The 15,069-nt window shown below is 61.8% G+C and carries 11 protein-coding genes; 4 read left to right on the top strand and 7 right to left on the bottom strand.

Going from position 1 to position 15,069, the window contains the following annotated elements:
* Window positions 1–2: 2 nt before the first annotated feature.
* Window positions 3–1,538, bottom strand: coding sequence for a histidine ammonia-lyase (gene hutH, locus ACT53S_RS02405; protein ID WP_476065801.1), 1,536 nt, complete (start codon window positions 1,536–1,538; stop codon window positions 3–5).
* Window positions 1,535–2,794 (bottom strand): imidazolonepropionase, encoded by a 1,260-nt coding sequence (hutI, locus tag ACT53S_RS02400; RefSeq protein WP_476065800.1) that lies wholly within the window; start codon window positions 2,792–2,794, stop codon window positions 1,535–1,537. Before hutI ends, hutH begins: the two co-directional genes overlap by 4 nt.
* A gap of 120 nt (window positions 2,795–2,914) precedes the next feature.
* Between hutI and ACT53S_RS02395 the strand changes: the two genes are divergently transcribed.
* Complete coding sequence (locus ACT53S_RS02395; RefSeq protein ID WP_476065799.1) at window positions 2,915–4,276, top strand: formimidoylglutamate deiminase; 1,362 nt, start codon at window positions 2,915–2,917, stop codon at window positions 4,274–4,276.
* A 59-nt stretch (window positions 4,277–4,335) separates the two neighbouring features.
* Window positions 4,336–5,067, top strand: a complete 732-nt coding sequence (hutC, locus tag ACT53S_RS02390) for a histidine utilization repressor (RefSeq protein ID WP_476065798.1) — start codon at window positions 4,336–4,338, stop codon at window positions 5,065–5,067.
* 5 nt (window positions 5,068–5,072) lie between these two features.
* On the opposite strand, the gene ACT53S_RS02385 is transcribed toward hutC, so the two are convergent.
* Together ACT53S_RS02385 and ACT53S_RS02380 are read right to left on the bottom strand one after the other, a co-directional pair.
* Window positions 5,073–6,245: a trans-sulfuration enzyme family protein gene (locus ACT53S_RS02385; protein ID WP_476065797.1), complete on the bottom strand. Its 1,173-nt coding sequence runs from the start codon at window positions 6,243–6,245 to the stop codon at window positions 5,073–5,075.
* A 145-nt stretch (window positions 6,246–6,390) separates the two neighbouring features.
* Window positions 6,391–7,299 (bottom strand): hydrogen peroxide-inducible genes activator, encoded by a 909-nt coding sequence (locus tag ACT53S_RS02380; RefSeq protein ID WP_476065796.1) that lies wholly within the window; start codon window positions 7,297–7,299, stop codon window positions 6,391–6,393.
* Window positions 7,300–7,540: 241 nt separating this feature from the next.
* Between ACT53S_RS02380 and katG the strand changes: the two genes are divergently transcribed.
* On the top strand, window positions 7,541–9,718 hold the full coding sequence (gene katG, locus ACT53S_RS02375) for a catalase/peroxidase HPI (protein WP_476065795.1): 2,178 nt from the start codon (window positions 7,541–7,543) through the stop codon (window positions 9,716–9,718).
* Window positions 9,719–9,910: 192 nt separating this feature from the next.
* Window positions 9,911–10,258 (top strand): hypothetical protein, encoded by a 348-nt coding sequence (locus tag ACT53S_RS02370; RefSeq protein ID WP_476065794.1) that lies wholly within the window; start codon window positions 9,911–9,913, stop codon window positions 10,256–10,258.
* An 81-nt stretch (window positions 10,259–10,339) separates the two neighbouring features.
* Here the strand turns inward: ACT53S_RS02370 and ACT53S_RS02365 are convergent, their stop codons facing one another.
* From ACT53S_RS02365 to rbbA, 3 genes are all read right to left on the bottom strand, one after another.
* A complete protein-coding gene (locus tag ACT53S_RS02365) occupies window positions 10,340–10,831 on the bottom strand; it encodes a DcrB/PsbP domain-containing protein (RefSeq protein WP_113377112.1) in 492 nt (163 codons plus the stop codon).
* Between the two features lie 326 nt (window positions 10,832–11,157).
* Window positions 11,158–12,270, bottom strand: a complete 1,113-nt coding sequence (locus ACT53S_RS02360; protein ID WP_476065793.1) for an ABC transporter permease — start codon at window positions 12,268–12,270, stop codon at window positions 11,158–11,160.
* 3 nt (window positions 12,271–12,273) lie between these two features.
* On the bottom strand, window positions 12,274–15,069 hold the full coding sequence (gene rbbA, locus ACT53S_RS02355; protein ID WP_476065792.1) for a ribosome-associated ATPase/putative transporter RbbA: 2,796 nt from the start codon (window positions 15,067–15,069) through the stop codon (window positions 12,274–12,276).

Genomic DNA, 15,069 nt, shown 5'->3' with positions numbered 1-15,069 from the left:
TCTTAAACCTCCAGTGCTGGCAGTATGCCTGCCGAGACAGAAGCGGCGACAGCACCCGATGCGACCAGTGCGGAAGCCTGCTGCAGATCCGGCGCCATGTAACGGTCTTCTTCGAGTGTCGGCACATGGGCGCGGAGCACGGCGACAGCCTTCTGCAATTCGGCGCTGGTTTTGGTCGGGCCACGCAGCTCGATACCCTGCACCGCAGTGAGCGCCTCGATGCCGAGGATGGCGAACAGGTTTTCCGTCATCGGCAGCAGACGGCGGGCGCCGTGGCAGGCCATGGAAACATGGTCTTCCTGATTGGCGGAGGTCGGCGTGGAGTCGACCGACGCCGGATGGGACATCTGCTTGTTTTCGCTCATCAGGGCGGCAGAGGTGACTTCGGCGATCATCAGGCCGGAATTGAGACCCGGCTTTTTCGAGAGGAAGGCCGGCAGGCCGTAGGAGAGTGCTGGATCGACCAGTAGGGCGATGCGGCGCTGGGCGATCGCGCCGATCTCGCAGATGGCCAAAGCGGTCTGGTCGGCGGCGAAGGCGACGGGTTCGGCATGGAAATTGCCGCCTGACACCACCGAATTGTCGGAGAGGACAAGAGGATTGTCGGTCACGGCATTGGCTTCGATGCGCAGGGTATTCGCCACCTGGCGCAGAAGATCGAGGCAGGCACCGTCCACCTGCGGCTGGCAGCGGATGCAATAGGGGTCCTGCACGCGCTCGTCGCCCTCGACATGGCTTTCACGGATTTCCGAGCCTTCGAGAAGCTCGCGCAGGGCCGCACCGGCATCGATCTGGCCGCGATGACCGCGCAGGGTGTGAATATCCGGATGGAAGGGTGCAGACGAGCCCATGGCGGCATCGGTGGAAAGCGCGCCCGTGATAAGTGCCGTCTGCAAGGCCCGGTGAGCGCGAAAGAGGCCGGCCAAAGCCAGCGCGGTCGAGGCCTGGGTGCCGTTGATCAAGGCCAACCCTTCCTTGGCTGCCAGAACGACCGGCTGCAGGCCGGCTCTTGCCAAAGCGTCGCGGCCGGACAGCGTTTCTCCGGCGAAGAAGGCCTCCCCCTCGCCCATCATCACGGCGGCCATATGGGCGAGCGGTGCCAGATCGCCCGAGGCGCCGACCGAGCCTTTTTCCGGGATCACGGGGATGACACCCTTATCGAGCATGGCTTCGATAAGGCGCACCAGTTCGAGGCGCACGCCGGAGGCGCCGCGGCCGAGCGAAATCAGCTTCAGCGCCATAATCAGCCGCACGACATTTTCAGGCAGCGGACTGCCGACGCCGCAGCAATGGGACAGGATCAGATTGCGTTGCAGGGTGGCGAGGTCGGCGGAGTCGATCTTGATCGAGGCGAGCTTGCCGAAGCCGGTATTGATGCCGTAGACCGGCGCATTGCCCGAGGCAATTTCGGCGATGCGGTCTGCTGCGCGGGCGATCCCGGCATCAAAGCACGAATCGAGCCGGGCCGAACCGTGTTCCCAGTAGATCGTGGCAAGATCGGCGAGCGTGACACTGCCTGGGTGAAGGATGATGCTCATGCGGACACCTTTTTGCCTTTGAATATGCTGCTATGAAGCGGGTTGAAGCCGATCCGGTAGACTAGTTCGGCGGGGCGCTGGATGTTCCAGACAGCAAAATCGGCCGACTTTCCGGCTTCGAGCGTGCCGACCTCGTGCTGCAAACCCAATGCACGCGCGGCCTCGCGGGTCGCGCCTGCCAGGCATTCCTCGACAGTGAGCCGGAACAGGGTCGCCGACATGTTCATCGTCAGCAACAGGGAGGTGAGCGGCGAGGTACCGGGATTGCAGTCGGTGGCGATGGCGATCCGGACCCCAGCGTCACGCAGGAGCTGGACCGGTGGCTTTTGGGTTTCCCGGATGGCGTAGAAGGCGCCCGGCAGGAGAACGGCAACGGTTCCGGCCTCAGCCATGGCCGCAGCACCCTCGGCATCGAGATATTCGAGGTGATCGGCCGAGAGGGCGCCACAGGAGGCGGCGAATTTGGCGCCGCCGAGATTGGAGAGCTGCTCGGCGTGCAGCTTGACCGGCAGGCCGAGTTCGGCTGCCTTGGCGAATACCCGGGCGATTTCCTCGACGGAGAAGGCGATACCTTCACAGAAGCCATCGACCGCATCGACGAGGCCTTCTGCATGGGCCTGTTTCAGGCCGGGCAGCACGACTTCGGAGATATAGGCACCATTCCGGCCGAGATACTCGACGGGTGTCGCATGGGCCGCAAGATAGGAGGTGACGACGCGCACCGGGCGCAGGGTTTCCAGCCGGCGGGCGGCGCGCAGCATGTTGAGTTCGCCTTCGATCGAAAGACCGTAACCCGACTTGATTTCGATCGTGGAGACACCTTCGGCGAGCAGAGTGTCGAGACGCGGCAGCGCCGCTTCGGCAAGCTGCTCGACAGTAAGGGCGTTGGTGGCCTTGACCGAAGAAACGATGCCACCGCCGGCGCGAGCGACCTCTTCATAGGTCGCGCCATTCAGCCGCATCTCGAATTCCATCGCGCGGTCGCCACCGAAAACGAGATGTGTGTGGCAGTCGACGAGACCGGGAGTGACGACGCGGCCGCCACAGTCGGTGACTTCTGCAGCCTCTTCCACGGACATGGGCAGGTTCTTTTCAGTTCCGGCAAACAGAATACGGCCATCACGCACGGCAATTGCGCCATCTTCGATCAGGTCGATGCCAGCGCCTTCCGCGAGCGTCAGCAAACGCGCGTTGCGCCAGAGGCGGATCGCGCCATCCGTTTCAGTTTTGTGGTTCAGCTTTTCGTTCCCGGTCATGGCAATTCCGCCTTTCCTTTGATCGAAATATGTATATACATAACAATCCGATGACAAGCGAAAAATCCGGCGCATGATTGCCAGCATGGAATTGCGCCCGATCGGGGAGAGACGGAACTTATGGGACAGACCGCAACGACCAGCCTTCATGCGATTAATGCCCTGCTCCCAGGGGGATGGGCGACAGGTGTGCGGGTTGAGGTCGCCGACGGGACGATCGCACGGATCGAAACCGGCGTTTCGCCGCAAAGTGGAGACGAGATACATTCCGTCCTCCTGCCCGCCATGCCGAACCTGCACAGCCATGCCTTTCAGCGGGCGATGGCGGGTTTGGCGGAAGTGCGCGGACCTGATAGCGACAGCTTCTGGAGCTGGCGCACGATCATGTACAAGTTCGCTCTGTCGATGACACCCGAACAGATGGAGGCCGTGGCCACGCAACTCTACATGGAGATGCTGGAAGCGGGCTTCTCGCGGGTCGGCGAGTTCCACTACCTGCATCACGACAAGGATGGCCGCCCCTATGCCAACATCGCGGAACTGGCCGAGCGGATCGGCGCGGCGAGCGCGGAAGCCGGCATCGGCCTGACACTCCTGCCGGTCTTCTATGCTCATTCCGGCTTCGGCGGTGCCGACCCGGTGGACGGGCAGCGCCGCTTCATCAACTCTATCGACAGTTTCGCCCACCTGATGGACGGCTGCGAACGGATTGTAGCCGGTCTGGACGGCGCCGTGCTTGGCGTCGCGCCGCATAGCCTGCGCGCTGTCACTCCAACGGAGCTCGAAGCGGTGGTGCCGCTTGCCAAGGGCGGCCCGGTTCACATCCATGTGGCGGAACAGGTGAAAGAGGTCGAGGATTGCGTCGCCTGGTCCGGCGCGCGGCCGGTGGAATGGCTGCTGGAGCATGCGCCGGTCGATGAACGCTGGTGCCTGATCCATGCCACCCATATGACGGAGGAGGAGACGCGGCAGATGGCGCGGCGGTGCGCGATTGCCGGGCTTTGCCCGATCACCGAGGCCAATCTGGGCGACGGAACCTTCGACGCGCCGCTGTTCCTCTCCGAAGGGGGCCGCTATGGCATCGGCTCGGATTCGAATGTGCTGATCTCGCTGCCGGGCGAATTGCGGCAGCTGGAATATTCGCAGCGGCTTGCGCGCCGGGCCCGCAATGTGATCGCCGAGCCGAACGGTTCGACCGGACGGCACCTGTTCAATCAGGCGCTTGTCGGCGGTGCGGCAGCACTGGGGACACAGACGGGCCTCAGCGTCGGGAGACTTGCCGATCTCGTCTCACTCGACACGACTGCCCTGCCCTATCTCTCCGAAAACCAGTTGCTCGATCACTGGATCTTTGCGGGCGGCGTTGAGGTCGACAGCGTCTGGGTGCGTGGGCGCAAACAGGTCACAGGCGGACGGCATGTCAGGCGGGCCGAAATCGAGCGCCGGTTCGTGGAGACCATGCAGGCCTTGATGAGCGCCTGACCGGCCTTGCATTCGGACGGTCATGCGCTATCCGATAAGGGAAAAACGTGGCGTGATGATTGCGGAGGGACACGGCGATTTCTGGTGATACCACCCTGCACAGCAGGATCCTTGCCGACATCGAGGGACAGATCGTGTCGGGCGAATGGCCGCCCGGACACCGCTTGCCGTTCGAGGTGGATCTCGCGGCCCAATATGGCTGCTCGCGCATGACGGTGAACAAAGTCATGGGGCAGCTGGTGCGCAGTGGGCTGATCGAGCGGCGGAAGAAGTCGGGCAGTTTCGTCGCTCAGCCCAAGGCGCAGTCTGCTGTACTTGAGATCCACGACATCAAGGACGAGGTGCAGTCCCTGAAGCTCGCCTATGGTTATGCCCTGATCTCCCGCACCACGCGGCGTTCGGATGCGGAGGACATGCGGCGGCTGGGGCTTCCCAAGGCAACAGACGTGCTGGATATCACCTGTCTCCATAGCGCTGGGCCCGACCCCTTCTGCCTTGAAAAGCGACTGATCAACCTCGCGATAGTGCCGCAGGCGGCAGGCTTCGACTTCATCGAGATCGCGCCCGGCCCCTGGTTGCTGGCGGAAGTGCCTTGGACGAGTGCACAGCACAGCATCCAGGCGATCTCTGCCGAGAAGGAGGAAGCGAGGTTGCTTCGGCTCCCGCCACACCAGGCCTGCCTTGTCATTGAACGACAGACCTGGGGCCAGGACGGGCCCGTCACCAATGTTCGACTGACCTATCCCGGCAGCCGGCATGTCGTAACAGCACAGTTCAAGCCGGGCGGCTGATCGCCTTATCCCGGATGCTGTTCCAGCGCCTGCAGGAACCGTTCGACATCGGCCCAGAGTTCGGCTTCGTCTTCGAGCCCGATGCTGAGTCTGAGAACCACATCCGGTCTGGTCCAGGGCGTAAGGCTGCGGTGTCGGGCAACAGGCATTGGCGCCACCAGGCTGCGCGTACCGCCCCAAGATGCGCCGATGGCGAAGAGCCGGAAGGCGTCGAGAGCCGCCGATACACGGTCGGAAACCGCCTTGTTGAAGACGATGCTGAACACGCCGCTGGACCCTAGAAAATCGCGCGCCCAGATCGTGTGCCCTGGCGAAGTCTCCAGTGCCGGATGCAGCACCTGATCCACCAGCGGATGGGCAGCTAGGCGACGGGCAAACTCCAGTGCGACACGCTCCGAATGCCGCAGGCGGACGCCAAGGGTCTCGAAACCACGCAACACCAGAGAGGCATCATCGGGCGACACGCCGATGCCGAAACGGCCCATCTGAGCGCGGATGGAGCCGATCAGCCGCTCGTCAGCCACCGTGAGCGACCCCATCAGCACGTCCGAATGGCCTGAAACGAACTTCGTCAGGGCCTCCGTCACGATGTCGGCGCCGTGGCGCAGCGGCTTGTAGTTGAGCGGCGTCGCCCAGGTGTTGTCAAGGCCGACCAAGGCCCCATGGGCATGGGCGATCTCTGCGATCCGGGGCAGGTCGATCACTTCCATGGTGGTGGAGCCGGGACTTTCGCACCAGACCATGCGCGTCGTCGGCCTTATGCGGGCAGCGACGTCTTCCGCATCGAGAGGATCGAAATAATCCACCTCGACACCGAGGCGTCGTAGATCCGTTTCGGCAAAATCCCGCATCGGCGGATAGACACTGTCGACCATTAACAGATGGTCTCCGGCGGCGATGAGGGGCAGGATCGCCAGGATATTGGCGGCCTGGCCCGAGGGCGCGAGGAAAGTCCAGGCCCCCTCTTCCAGCGCGGTCAGCTTGGCTTCGAGCGTGCGGGTCGTCGGCGTGCCGTAGAGACCGTAGGAGTAACCCTGATGGCCGCGCTCGCCGCGCGCCGCGTAAGCCGCCGCATCCTTGAAGACGATGGTCGAACCCCGGTGGATCGCGACGCCAAGCGGATCGAAACCCTCCGACGACACAACGGGGTTCAGAACACATTGGGTCAGATCAGTCATCGATAGGAGCCTTCAGAGATCTTTGGGAGAGGCACAGAAGCCTATTTGCGACGCCAATTCCATATGCAGAATTTAACACGTCGCCGCTTTCCGGCGGGTTTTACCGGGGTCCTTGCTCGCGCAGCGGCACCACCGCGACACAAGATCATGCAGCCGCCGTACGCAATCCTTCCGCCGCTTTTCGCACCAGATCTGCCACCTCGGTTAACTGCCGCGCGATCGGGCTGGTCTTGCGCCAGATCATGCCGATGGTGCGAGAGGGTTGCGGCTCCTGGAAGCGGGCGATGGAGACGGCGGCCGAGCGTGTCTCGACCGACATGGCGATTTCCGGGATGAGGGTGACGCCGATGCCGGCGCCGACCATCTGCACCAGTGTCGTCAGCGAACTGCCGTCGAGGATTTCGCGCGGGCGGACGGACCCCATGTCACAGAAGGAAAGTGCCTGCTCCCGAAAGCAATGACCTTCCTCCAGCAACAGCAGGCGCATTTCGCGCAGCGTGTCCTTGTTCGGAACGGGCTTGTCTTGATCCTCCAGCGGGCGGACCAAGACGAAGCTCTCGTTGAACAGGGGGGTCTCTTCCATCTGCGGCTCCGAGATCGGCAATGCGACGATCGCCGTATCGAGCCGTCCCTCTGCCAGCTCTTGAAGGAGCTTGGGCGTCACGGTTTCACGCACATGGATGTCGAGATCCGCATTGGCGGTCGTGAGGCTGGAGATCAGCGCCGGCAGGAGATAAGGCGCAACCGTGGGGATCACGCCGATACGCAGTCGCCCCACCAGTTGGTTTCGGTTGGCGCGGGCGAGATCGCCCAACTCTTCGACCGAGCGCAGGATGTCGCGAACCCTGAGCAGGAATTCCTCGCCGAAGGCCGAAAGCCGGAGCTGCCGGGCAGACCGCTCGAACAGTTCCGCGCCGAGTGCCTCTTCGAGGTCCTTGATCTGCACCGACAGAGCGGGCTGGGAAATCGAGCAGGCCTCGGCGGCACGGCCGAAATGGCCATGACGTGCCAGCGCATCGAAATAGCGCAACTGGCGGAGGGTGAAATTCATCATAACTTTTTCCTATGGAACTTATCAGTATTTCTAACTTACATTAATGATTCCGCTTTGCTAGAACAATTCCAGAAGCTGCCGACAGAGCGTCGTTCACAAGGGGTGAAGGCGCTCTGGATCGGCAGTCGGCGATGGCTCCCCCGCCTCTCGCCGGCGACTTCATCAGGCTGTGACGCTGCCGTGTTCGAAAGGGCAATGGCGGCTGCGTCCAGCTACCCGCGGGTTCTTCTAGGAGGTTACAATGGATACCCTGAGCAACAAAGGTGCCGGAAAATGTCCGGTCATGCACGGATCGAACACTGAAACCGGCGCGACGCCCGTGGCCTGGTGGCCCAATGCGCTGAACCTCGACATCCTGCACCAGCACGATACGAAGACCAACCCGCTGGGTAAGGACTTCGACTATCGCGAAGCGGTCAAGTCGCTCGACGTCGCTGCCTTGAAGGCGGACATGAAGGCCCTCTTCCGGGACAGCCAGGAATGGTGGCCGGCCGACTGGGGCCATTACGGCGGGTTGATGATCCGTCTCGCCTGGCACTCCGCCGGCTCCTACCGCTTGGCCGACGGCCGTGGCGGCGGCGGCACCGGCAACATCCGTTTTGCTCCGCTCAATTCCTGGCCCGATAATGCCAGCCTCGACAAGGCCCGCCGCCTGCTGTGGCCGCTCAAGAAGAAATACGGCAACAAGATCTCCTGGGCCGACCTCATCCTGTTTGCCGGTACCGTCGCCTATGAGGACATGGGTCTGAAGACCTTCGGCTTCGCCTTTGGCCGTCCCGACATCTGGGGTCCGGAAAAGGATGTCTACTGGGGTGCCGAAAAGCAGTGGCTCGCCCCGTCGGACAACCGTTATGACGACGTGACCAAGCCGAACACGATGGAAAACCCGCTTGCCGCCGTGCAGATGGGTCTCATCTACGTCAATCCGGAAGGCGTGAACGGCAAGCCGGATCCGCTGGCGACTGCCGCGCAGGTCCGAGAAACCTTCGCCCGAATGGCGATGAACGACGAAGAAACCGCTGCACTTGCCGCCGGCGGCCACACCGTCGGCAAAGCGCATGGTAACGGCAATGCCCAGGCACTCGGCGTCGAGCCGGAAGCCGGTGAAGTCGAAAACCAGGGCCTCGGCTGGCTCAACCCGAACCAGAACGGCAAGGCGAGCCTCGCCGTGACCTCGGGCATCGAAGGCGCCTGGACGACCAATCCGACCGTGTTCGACATGGGCTATTTCGAGCTGCTGTTCGGCTATGACTGGGAACTGACGCACAGCCCCGCTGGCGCTCAGCAGTACCAGCCCGTCGGCATCAAGGAAGAGCATATGCCTGTTGACGCGACCGATCCGTCGATCCGTCGCATGCCTGTCATGACCGATGCCGATATGGCGATGAAGGTCGACCCCGCCTATCGCGCCATCTGCGAAAAGTTCATGGCCGATCCGGACTACTTCAAGGAGACCTTCGCCCGCGCCTGGTTCAAGCTGACCCATCGCGACCTCGGACCGAAGGTTCGCTACATTGGCCCGGAGGCTCCGACAGAAGACTTGATCTGGCAGGATCCGATCCCGGCCGGCCCGAAGAACTACGACGTCGGCGCCGTGAAGGCGAAGATCGCCGCCTCCGGTCTCTCGATCGCCGAACTGGTCGCAACGGCCTGGGACAGCGCCCGCACCTATCGCCAGTCCGACATGCGTGGTGGCGCCAACGGTGCGCGCATCCGGCTCGCTCCGCAGCGCGAATGGGAAGGCAATGAACCGGCCCGTCTGGGCAAGGTGCTCTCGGTTCTCGAACTGATCGCCGAAGAATTCGGCGCCAGCGTCGCCGACGTCATCGTGCTCGCCGGCAATGTCGGCATTGAAAAGGCAGCCAAGGCTGCCGGCTTCACGGTCGACGTACCGTTTGCCGCTGGTCGTGGCGATGCCACGGCGGAGCAGACCGATGCGGCGAGCTTTGCAGCGCTTGAGCCGCTCGCCGATGGTTTCCGCAACTTCGCCAAGAAGGACTATGTCGTCAGCCCGGAAGAGATGCTTCTCGACCGTGCCCAGTTGATGGGCCTGACGGGTGCGGAAATGACCGTGCTGCTCGGTGGTCTGCGTGTGCTCGGTGCCAATTTCGGCGGCTCCAAGCATGGCGTCTTCACCGACCGCGAAGGCCAGCTGACGACCGATTTCTTCGTCAACCTGACCGACATGGGCTTTACCTGGAAGCCGACGGGCAAGAACTCCTACGACATCTGCGACCGCAAGACCGGCGCCGTGAAGTACACCGCGACCCGTGTCGACCTGGTGTTCGGCTCGAACTCCATCCTGCGCGCCTATGCGGAAGTCTATGCCCAGGACGACAACCAGGAAAAGTTCGTGAACGACTTCGTGGCGGCCTGGACCAAGGTGATGAACGCGGATCGCTTCGACCTGCAGGCCTGATGCGACCCTATGGACCGGCACCCCTTGCGGTGCCGGTATCCTCGAAGCCGGAGACGCCGCCGCGTCTCCGGCTTTTTGCATTCCGGCGGGATCTTGAAGGCTGGCGTAGATCTGCTTTTCACAGAATATAAACAGGATGCGTGACACGACTTCCGACAAGACCTGTCTCTTAAACGCTGTAGGATGCCCCAATTGCCCAGACTGCCGCTTCTTGCCCTTTTCCTCGCTTCACTCCTCGCCTCCCCAGTCAGCGCCGAAGAAGACCAACTGCCCGACCACGCCTCACCTTCGGCCTGTGTGGTAATTATCGGACTGGCGCTTGAAAATGGCGCCATCGATGCCGATCACGAAGAGGACCACAAAACGGCCGCCGCGACATTCCGCGCGAAATCGGAAGAGCTTAATGGCGGCAAGGATGCCGCGAACCAGATGATCGGTAGCACTGTCGCCTTCTTCGACGAGCTCAGCAGGAGCGAGCTCGAAGAGGGTGCCGATATGTGCCTGAGTGCCGAAGACGACAATTTCGAAGCAGACGAATAAGTCTAAGCAGTTCGAACAAAAAACCCGCCGGAAATCGGCGGGTTCGCAGAAGCGTGAAGGTCATCGACCGTCTGGTTTCCCTCAGCTCGCCGGCTTGAGCGAAGCGAGAATTTCACCCAGCTCCTTCTGGTGAGCGTCCTGGGTTTCCTTCGAACCCCAATAGGTGAAAATCAGGACCTTCTCGCCGGCGGCCGCAAAGCCGATCGATACGTCGACCGGGCCGTCCTCGTCTGTGCCCTGGTAGTCAAGCGAGGAAATCTTGAGGCCGTTCACGTCGGTCTCAGGTGACTCCTTCAGCGTCGCCGGGTCGATCTTCACGCCGTTCTTTGTCAGAAAGTCGATCGCAATCTCGGTCGTCTTGTCGGAAGATGCGGCATCCGCCACATCAATGGAGAAGTAGATGGCGCCGTCTTCGGACGTGGCGTCAACGCCGGTGTCCGTTTCCTTCGGCCCCCAGCTGTCGGGAATGGTGACGGAAGCAACCGGATCATCGCTCGGGAAGATAAGTTCAGCAGCAGATGCCCCGAACGGAATAGAGAGCGCGAAAACGGAGGCAATAAGCAGCTTCTTCATGGTTGTCCTTCAAGAATTGGCCCCATCAGGGCAGGAGGCAGTCTAGCGACAGATTCTATATTTGCAGCCAATCTGATTCGCAAATGTAGACGCATCCAACGCCGCAAAACCTCAGCTTTCTGATTGTTGTGACATGTGCATATCAAACACTTTCCGTTCTGCTGCGTGTTATGCACGCATCAATACACGGCTTCGTAGAGGATATTAATGAACGCAACTCTTCCCAGGGAAGAACGGGCTTAACGGAATACGATTTCCTCGAGACCGTCGAGGCCGCAAGGGTCGATTTCTCCGACTTCTCTTATCCCGCGAACGTCACAGGAGGCTCAGCGCAGGAAGTCGCGGAACCGACGCAGGGACAGCCCGAAAAACACGATCGAGATGGCCAGGAGCGCCAAAAGCTGCGGCCAAACCACTGTGAGGCCGGCATCGCGGAACAGCACCGCCTGAGCCAGGATGACGAAATGCGTGTTGGGGGCCAGCGTCATGATCCACTGGATCACCTCCGGCATGCTTTCCCTCGGCGTCATACCGCCTGACAGGATCTGCAGCGGCAGGAGCACCAGCATCAGCAGGAGCCCAAACTGCGGCATGGAACCGGCAATCGTCGCCAGAAAGATGCCCATGCAGGTCGCGGCGACCAGTTGCAGGGCTGCTCCCAGGATAAACAGGAGCATCGATCCGTAGAGCGGAACCTGCAGGGCTCCCTCGACCACCACGAACAGCGAGAAGATGGTCGCCAGCAAAACGACGAGTCCCATGGACCAGATCTTGCTCAGCATGATCTCCGATGGGCTGACCGGCATGACGAGCAAATGTTCTATGGTGCCGTGCTCTCGCTCACGAATGAGAGCAGCCCCCGTCAGGATGATCGACAGCATGGTCACCGCCGAGATGACCTCGTTGATCGAGCCGAACCAGCTCTTGTCGAGTTCCGGATTGAAGCGGGAGCGAAGCACCAGATTGGCCGGGATGGTCGCGTCATCGCGTCCGCGCGCGAGGAAATCGTTGACTTCCTTCGTGACGATCTGCTGGACATAGCCGCCGCCGGTGAAAGCCTGTGTCATGCGTGTGGCATCAATGTTCAGCTGGATCTCCGGCAGCTTGCCGGCAAGAAGGTCACGCTGAAAGTCCGGCGGGATATCCAGCACGAAGGTATCGAGACCAGAATTCATCCTGCTGTCGATCTCATCCGGCGTGATCAGCTTCGGGGACAGGAAATAGGGTGGATAAAAGGAAGCGACGAGGCGCTCCGAGAGCGGCGAACGGTCCTCGTCGATGATGGCGATCGCGGCTTTGTTGAGCGTCTCCGGTTCGGCGGTCGCCGCCGTGTAGATGTTCACGGAGAAGGCATAGACAATCAGAAGCATCAATGCCGGATCTCGGGCGAGACCACGCAGTTCCTTGATGCCGAGCTGGAAGATTGTTGCCAGTCGCATCACTCACTCCGCCTGCTTCTTGAGCATAAGGGTCCCCGCGATCAGCAGTATGGGACCGACCATGGCGAGCGCCACCAGCGGCGTGCCGAGGTCTGCGAAACCGAGGGCTTTGGAGAAAACACCACGGGAGATGGTGACGAAATGGCTTGCGGGATAAACCTGACCGATCAAGGCGCCCGCGCCCTGGAGAGCCGAAACCGGAGACAGCATTCCTGAGAACTGGACCGCCGGAATGATCGTGATCAAGGTGGTACCGAAGATGGCCGCGATCTGGCTTTTCATGAAACTGGACAAGAGAAGTCCCAGCGCCGTGGAGGCGAATACGTAAAGCAGAGCCCCCAGAGCGAGCGCCCAGAAATTTCCCGTCAGTGGCACCCGGAAGGCGAAGACAGCAAAAGCCGTCAGCATCAAAAAATTCGCAAAGGCAATGGCGAGATAGGGGATTTGCTTTCCGAGCAGAAATTCCAGTCGAGTCACCGGTGTCACATAGAAATTGGTGATCGAACCGAGCTCCTTTTCACGGACGACACTGAGCACGGAAAGCATGGCCGGGATCAGCATGAGGAGCAGCGGGATGACGGCGGGCACCATGGCCACGAGGCTCTCGACACCCGGGTTATAGCGGTAACGAAGCGCGAGCCCGAACTGTCCTGTGGCTGCGGCATCGCCATAGAGTTCACGCGCCTTGCGCGTCAGCCAGCCGGCATGCATGCCCTGAACATAACCCGAGATCGTTTCCGCCCGCATCGGCATGGCGCCGTCTATCCAGGCACCGATCTCCACGGGCGTCCCGTTCCGTTCCAGATTGCGCCCGAAACCGGCCGGAATTTCGATCGCGAGGCTGATGTCCCCGGACCGCATGCGCCGATCGAGATCGGCATAATCGGTGATCGGTGGGCGCTCGATGAAATAGCGAGACCCGGAAATCTCCGCGATGTATTCGCGGCTGAGGACGGTGTCGTCGCGGTCGAGCGCCGCGAAGGTGAGGTTCTCGACATCCAGATTGATTCCATAGCCGATCACGAACATCAGAATCAGACTGCCGACCATGGCGAGCGTCGCGCGAATGGGATCGCGGCGTAGCTCCAGCGCCTCGCGACGGCTGAAGGCCAGGAGACGACGCCGATCTATGAGCGGTCGCGGCCTCGTCGAGGCGCGAGGCGCTGGAGCCATGGAGGAAACTTCACCCGCGACCGTATCGGAGGCGACACCCTTGAGAGGTTCAGTCGGCACAGGCGCTTCGCCGATCGCCTGCTCCAGATAAGCAATAAAGGCCTCTTCCAGGCTTTCCGTCTTCTGGCTTTCCACGATCGCCTTCGGCGTGTCCGTCACGAGCACCCGGCCCGCATGCATCAACGAGATGCGATCGCAGAGCTCTGCTTCGTTCATGAAATGGGTCGAGACAAAAATGGTGACATTGTCCGAGCGGGAGAGGTCCGCCAGGATGCGCCAGAAATCGTCACGTGCGACCGGATCGACACCCGATGTCGGCTCATCAAGGATCAGAATGTCGGGGCGATGGATGAGGGCCACAGCCAAGGAGAGCCGCTGGCGCATGCCCAGAGGGAGGCTGTCCGGCAGATTGTCGAGTGCGGAGGACAGGCCGAAGCGACGTGTGAGTTCCTCGATACGGGGCGCGACCTCCGTGTCTGCCATGCCGAACAGCCGACCGTGCAGATCGAGGTTTTGGCGCACGGTGAGTTCACCGTAGAGGGAGAAGGCCTGGCTCATGTAGCCGACCCGGCGGCGGAGGCCGATGTCCTTCGGATCCACCGGACGCCCGAAAACCTCGGCCGTGCCTGCACTGGCGGCGAGCAGGCCCGTCAGCATTTTCATCGTGGTGGTCTTGCCGCATCCGTTCGAGCCCAGAAACCCGAAGATCTCGCCACGCGGAATCTCGAAGCTGACACCGTCCACGGCGGTAAAATCGCCGAAGCGCATGGTCAGACCTTCGGCCCGGATTGCGGTTTCCACTGTCTTCGAGATCGAACGCGGCGGGATGGACAGGGCCTCGTGGCCTCCGCGCTTTTCGGCGGGGAGAAGCGCGATGAAGGCTGCGTCGAGATTTGACGTATGCGTTCGGGCCAGAAGGTCTGCAGGTGTCCCCGTCGCCAGTATTCGGCCGTCATCCATGGCGACCAGCCAGTCGAAGCGTGCCGCCTCCTCCATGTAGGCGGTGGCGACGACTACGCTCATTCCCGGGCGCCCGACTCGGATCTCTTCGATCAGCTGCCAGAATTGCCGCCGCGACAGGGGGTCGACACCTGTGGTCGGCTCGTCGAGGATCAGAAGATCCGGATCATGAATGAGGGCACAACACAGACCCAGCTTCTGCTTCATCCCGCCCGACAGCTTGCCGGCGGGCCGGTCAGCAAAGGGTGCCAACCCCGTCGCGGCCAGCAGGCTGCGGATGCGCCTTTCGCGCTCGTGCCGGTCCTGGCCAAAAATGCGACCGAAGAATTCGACATTCTCGAAGACGGACAGCGTGGGATAGAGGTTTTTGCCCAATCCCTGTGGCATGTAAGCGATGCGGGGACAGCTGTCGCGTCGGTGCTTTGCCTTTGCCATGTCGCCGCCAAGAACTTCGATCCGGCCAGACTGTATGACCCGCGCGCCCGCCACGAGCGAGAGCAGACTCGATTTGCCGACCCCGTCCGGCCCGATCAGGCCGACCATGACGCCGGCAGGCAGATCAAGGGTGACGGATCTCAGCGCCGAAGTCTTACCATAGGCGAGGCTGACATTCTCCAGACAGACCACCGGGCCTTGCCCTGCGTCGTTGCGCGACAGGGCGTCCAT

The organism is Allorhizobium sp. DMC15 (genome assembly GCF_056314065.1).
Note: the sequence above shows the minus strand (reverse complement) of the source record. Positions and strands in the feature narration are given on the sequence as shown.

Excerpts from the sequence above, each read along its gene's own strand:
- hutH (WP_476065801.1), bottom strand. The coding sequence starts at position 1,538 with ATGAGCATCATCCTTCACCCAGGCAGTGTCACGCTCGCCGATCTTGCC.
- hutI (WP_476065800.1), bottom strand. The coding sequence starts at position 2,794 with ATGACCGGGAACGAAAAGCTGAACCACAAAACTGAAACGGATGGCGCG.
- ACT53S_RS02395 (WP_476065799.1), top strand. The coding sequence starts at position 2,915 with ATGGGACAGACCGCAACGACCAGCCTTCATGCGATTAATGCCCTGCTC.
- ACT53S_RS02385 (WP_476065797.1), bottom strand. The coding sequence starts at position 6,245 with ATGACTGATCTGACCCAATGTGTTCTGAACCCCGTTGTGTCGTCGGAG.
- ACT53S_RS02380 (WP_476065796.1), bottom strand. The coding sequence starts at position 7,299 with ATGATGAATTTCACCCTCCGCCAGTTGCGCTATTTCGATGCGCTGGCA.
- katG (WP_476065795.1), top strand. The coding sequence starts at position 7,541 with ATGGATACCCTGAGCAACAAAGGTGCCGGAAAATGTCCGGTCATGCAC.
- ACT53S_RS02365 (WP_113377112.1), bottom strand. The coding sequence starts at position 10,831 with ATGAAGAAGCTGCTTATTGCCTCCGTTTTCGCGCTCTCTATTCCGTTC.
- ACT53S_RS02360 (WP_476065793.1), bottom strand. The coding sequence starts at position 12,270 with ATGCGACTGGCAACAATCTTCCAGCTCGGCATCAAGGAACTGCGTGGT.
- rbbA (WP_476065792.1), bottom strand. The coding sequence starts at position 15,069 with ATGGACGCCCTGTCGCGCAACGACGCAGGGCAAGGCCCGGTGGTCTGT.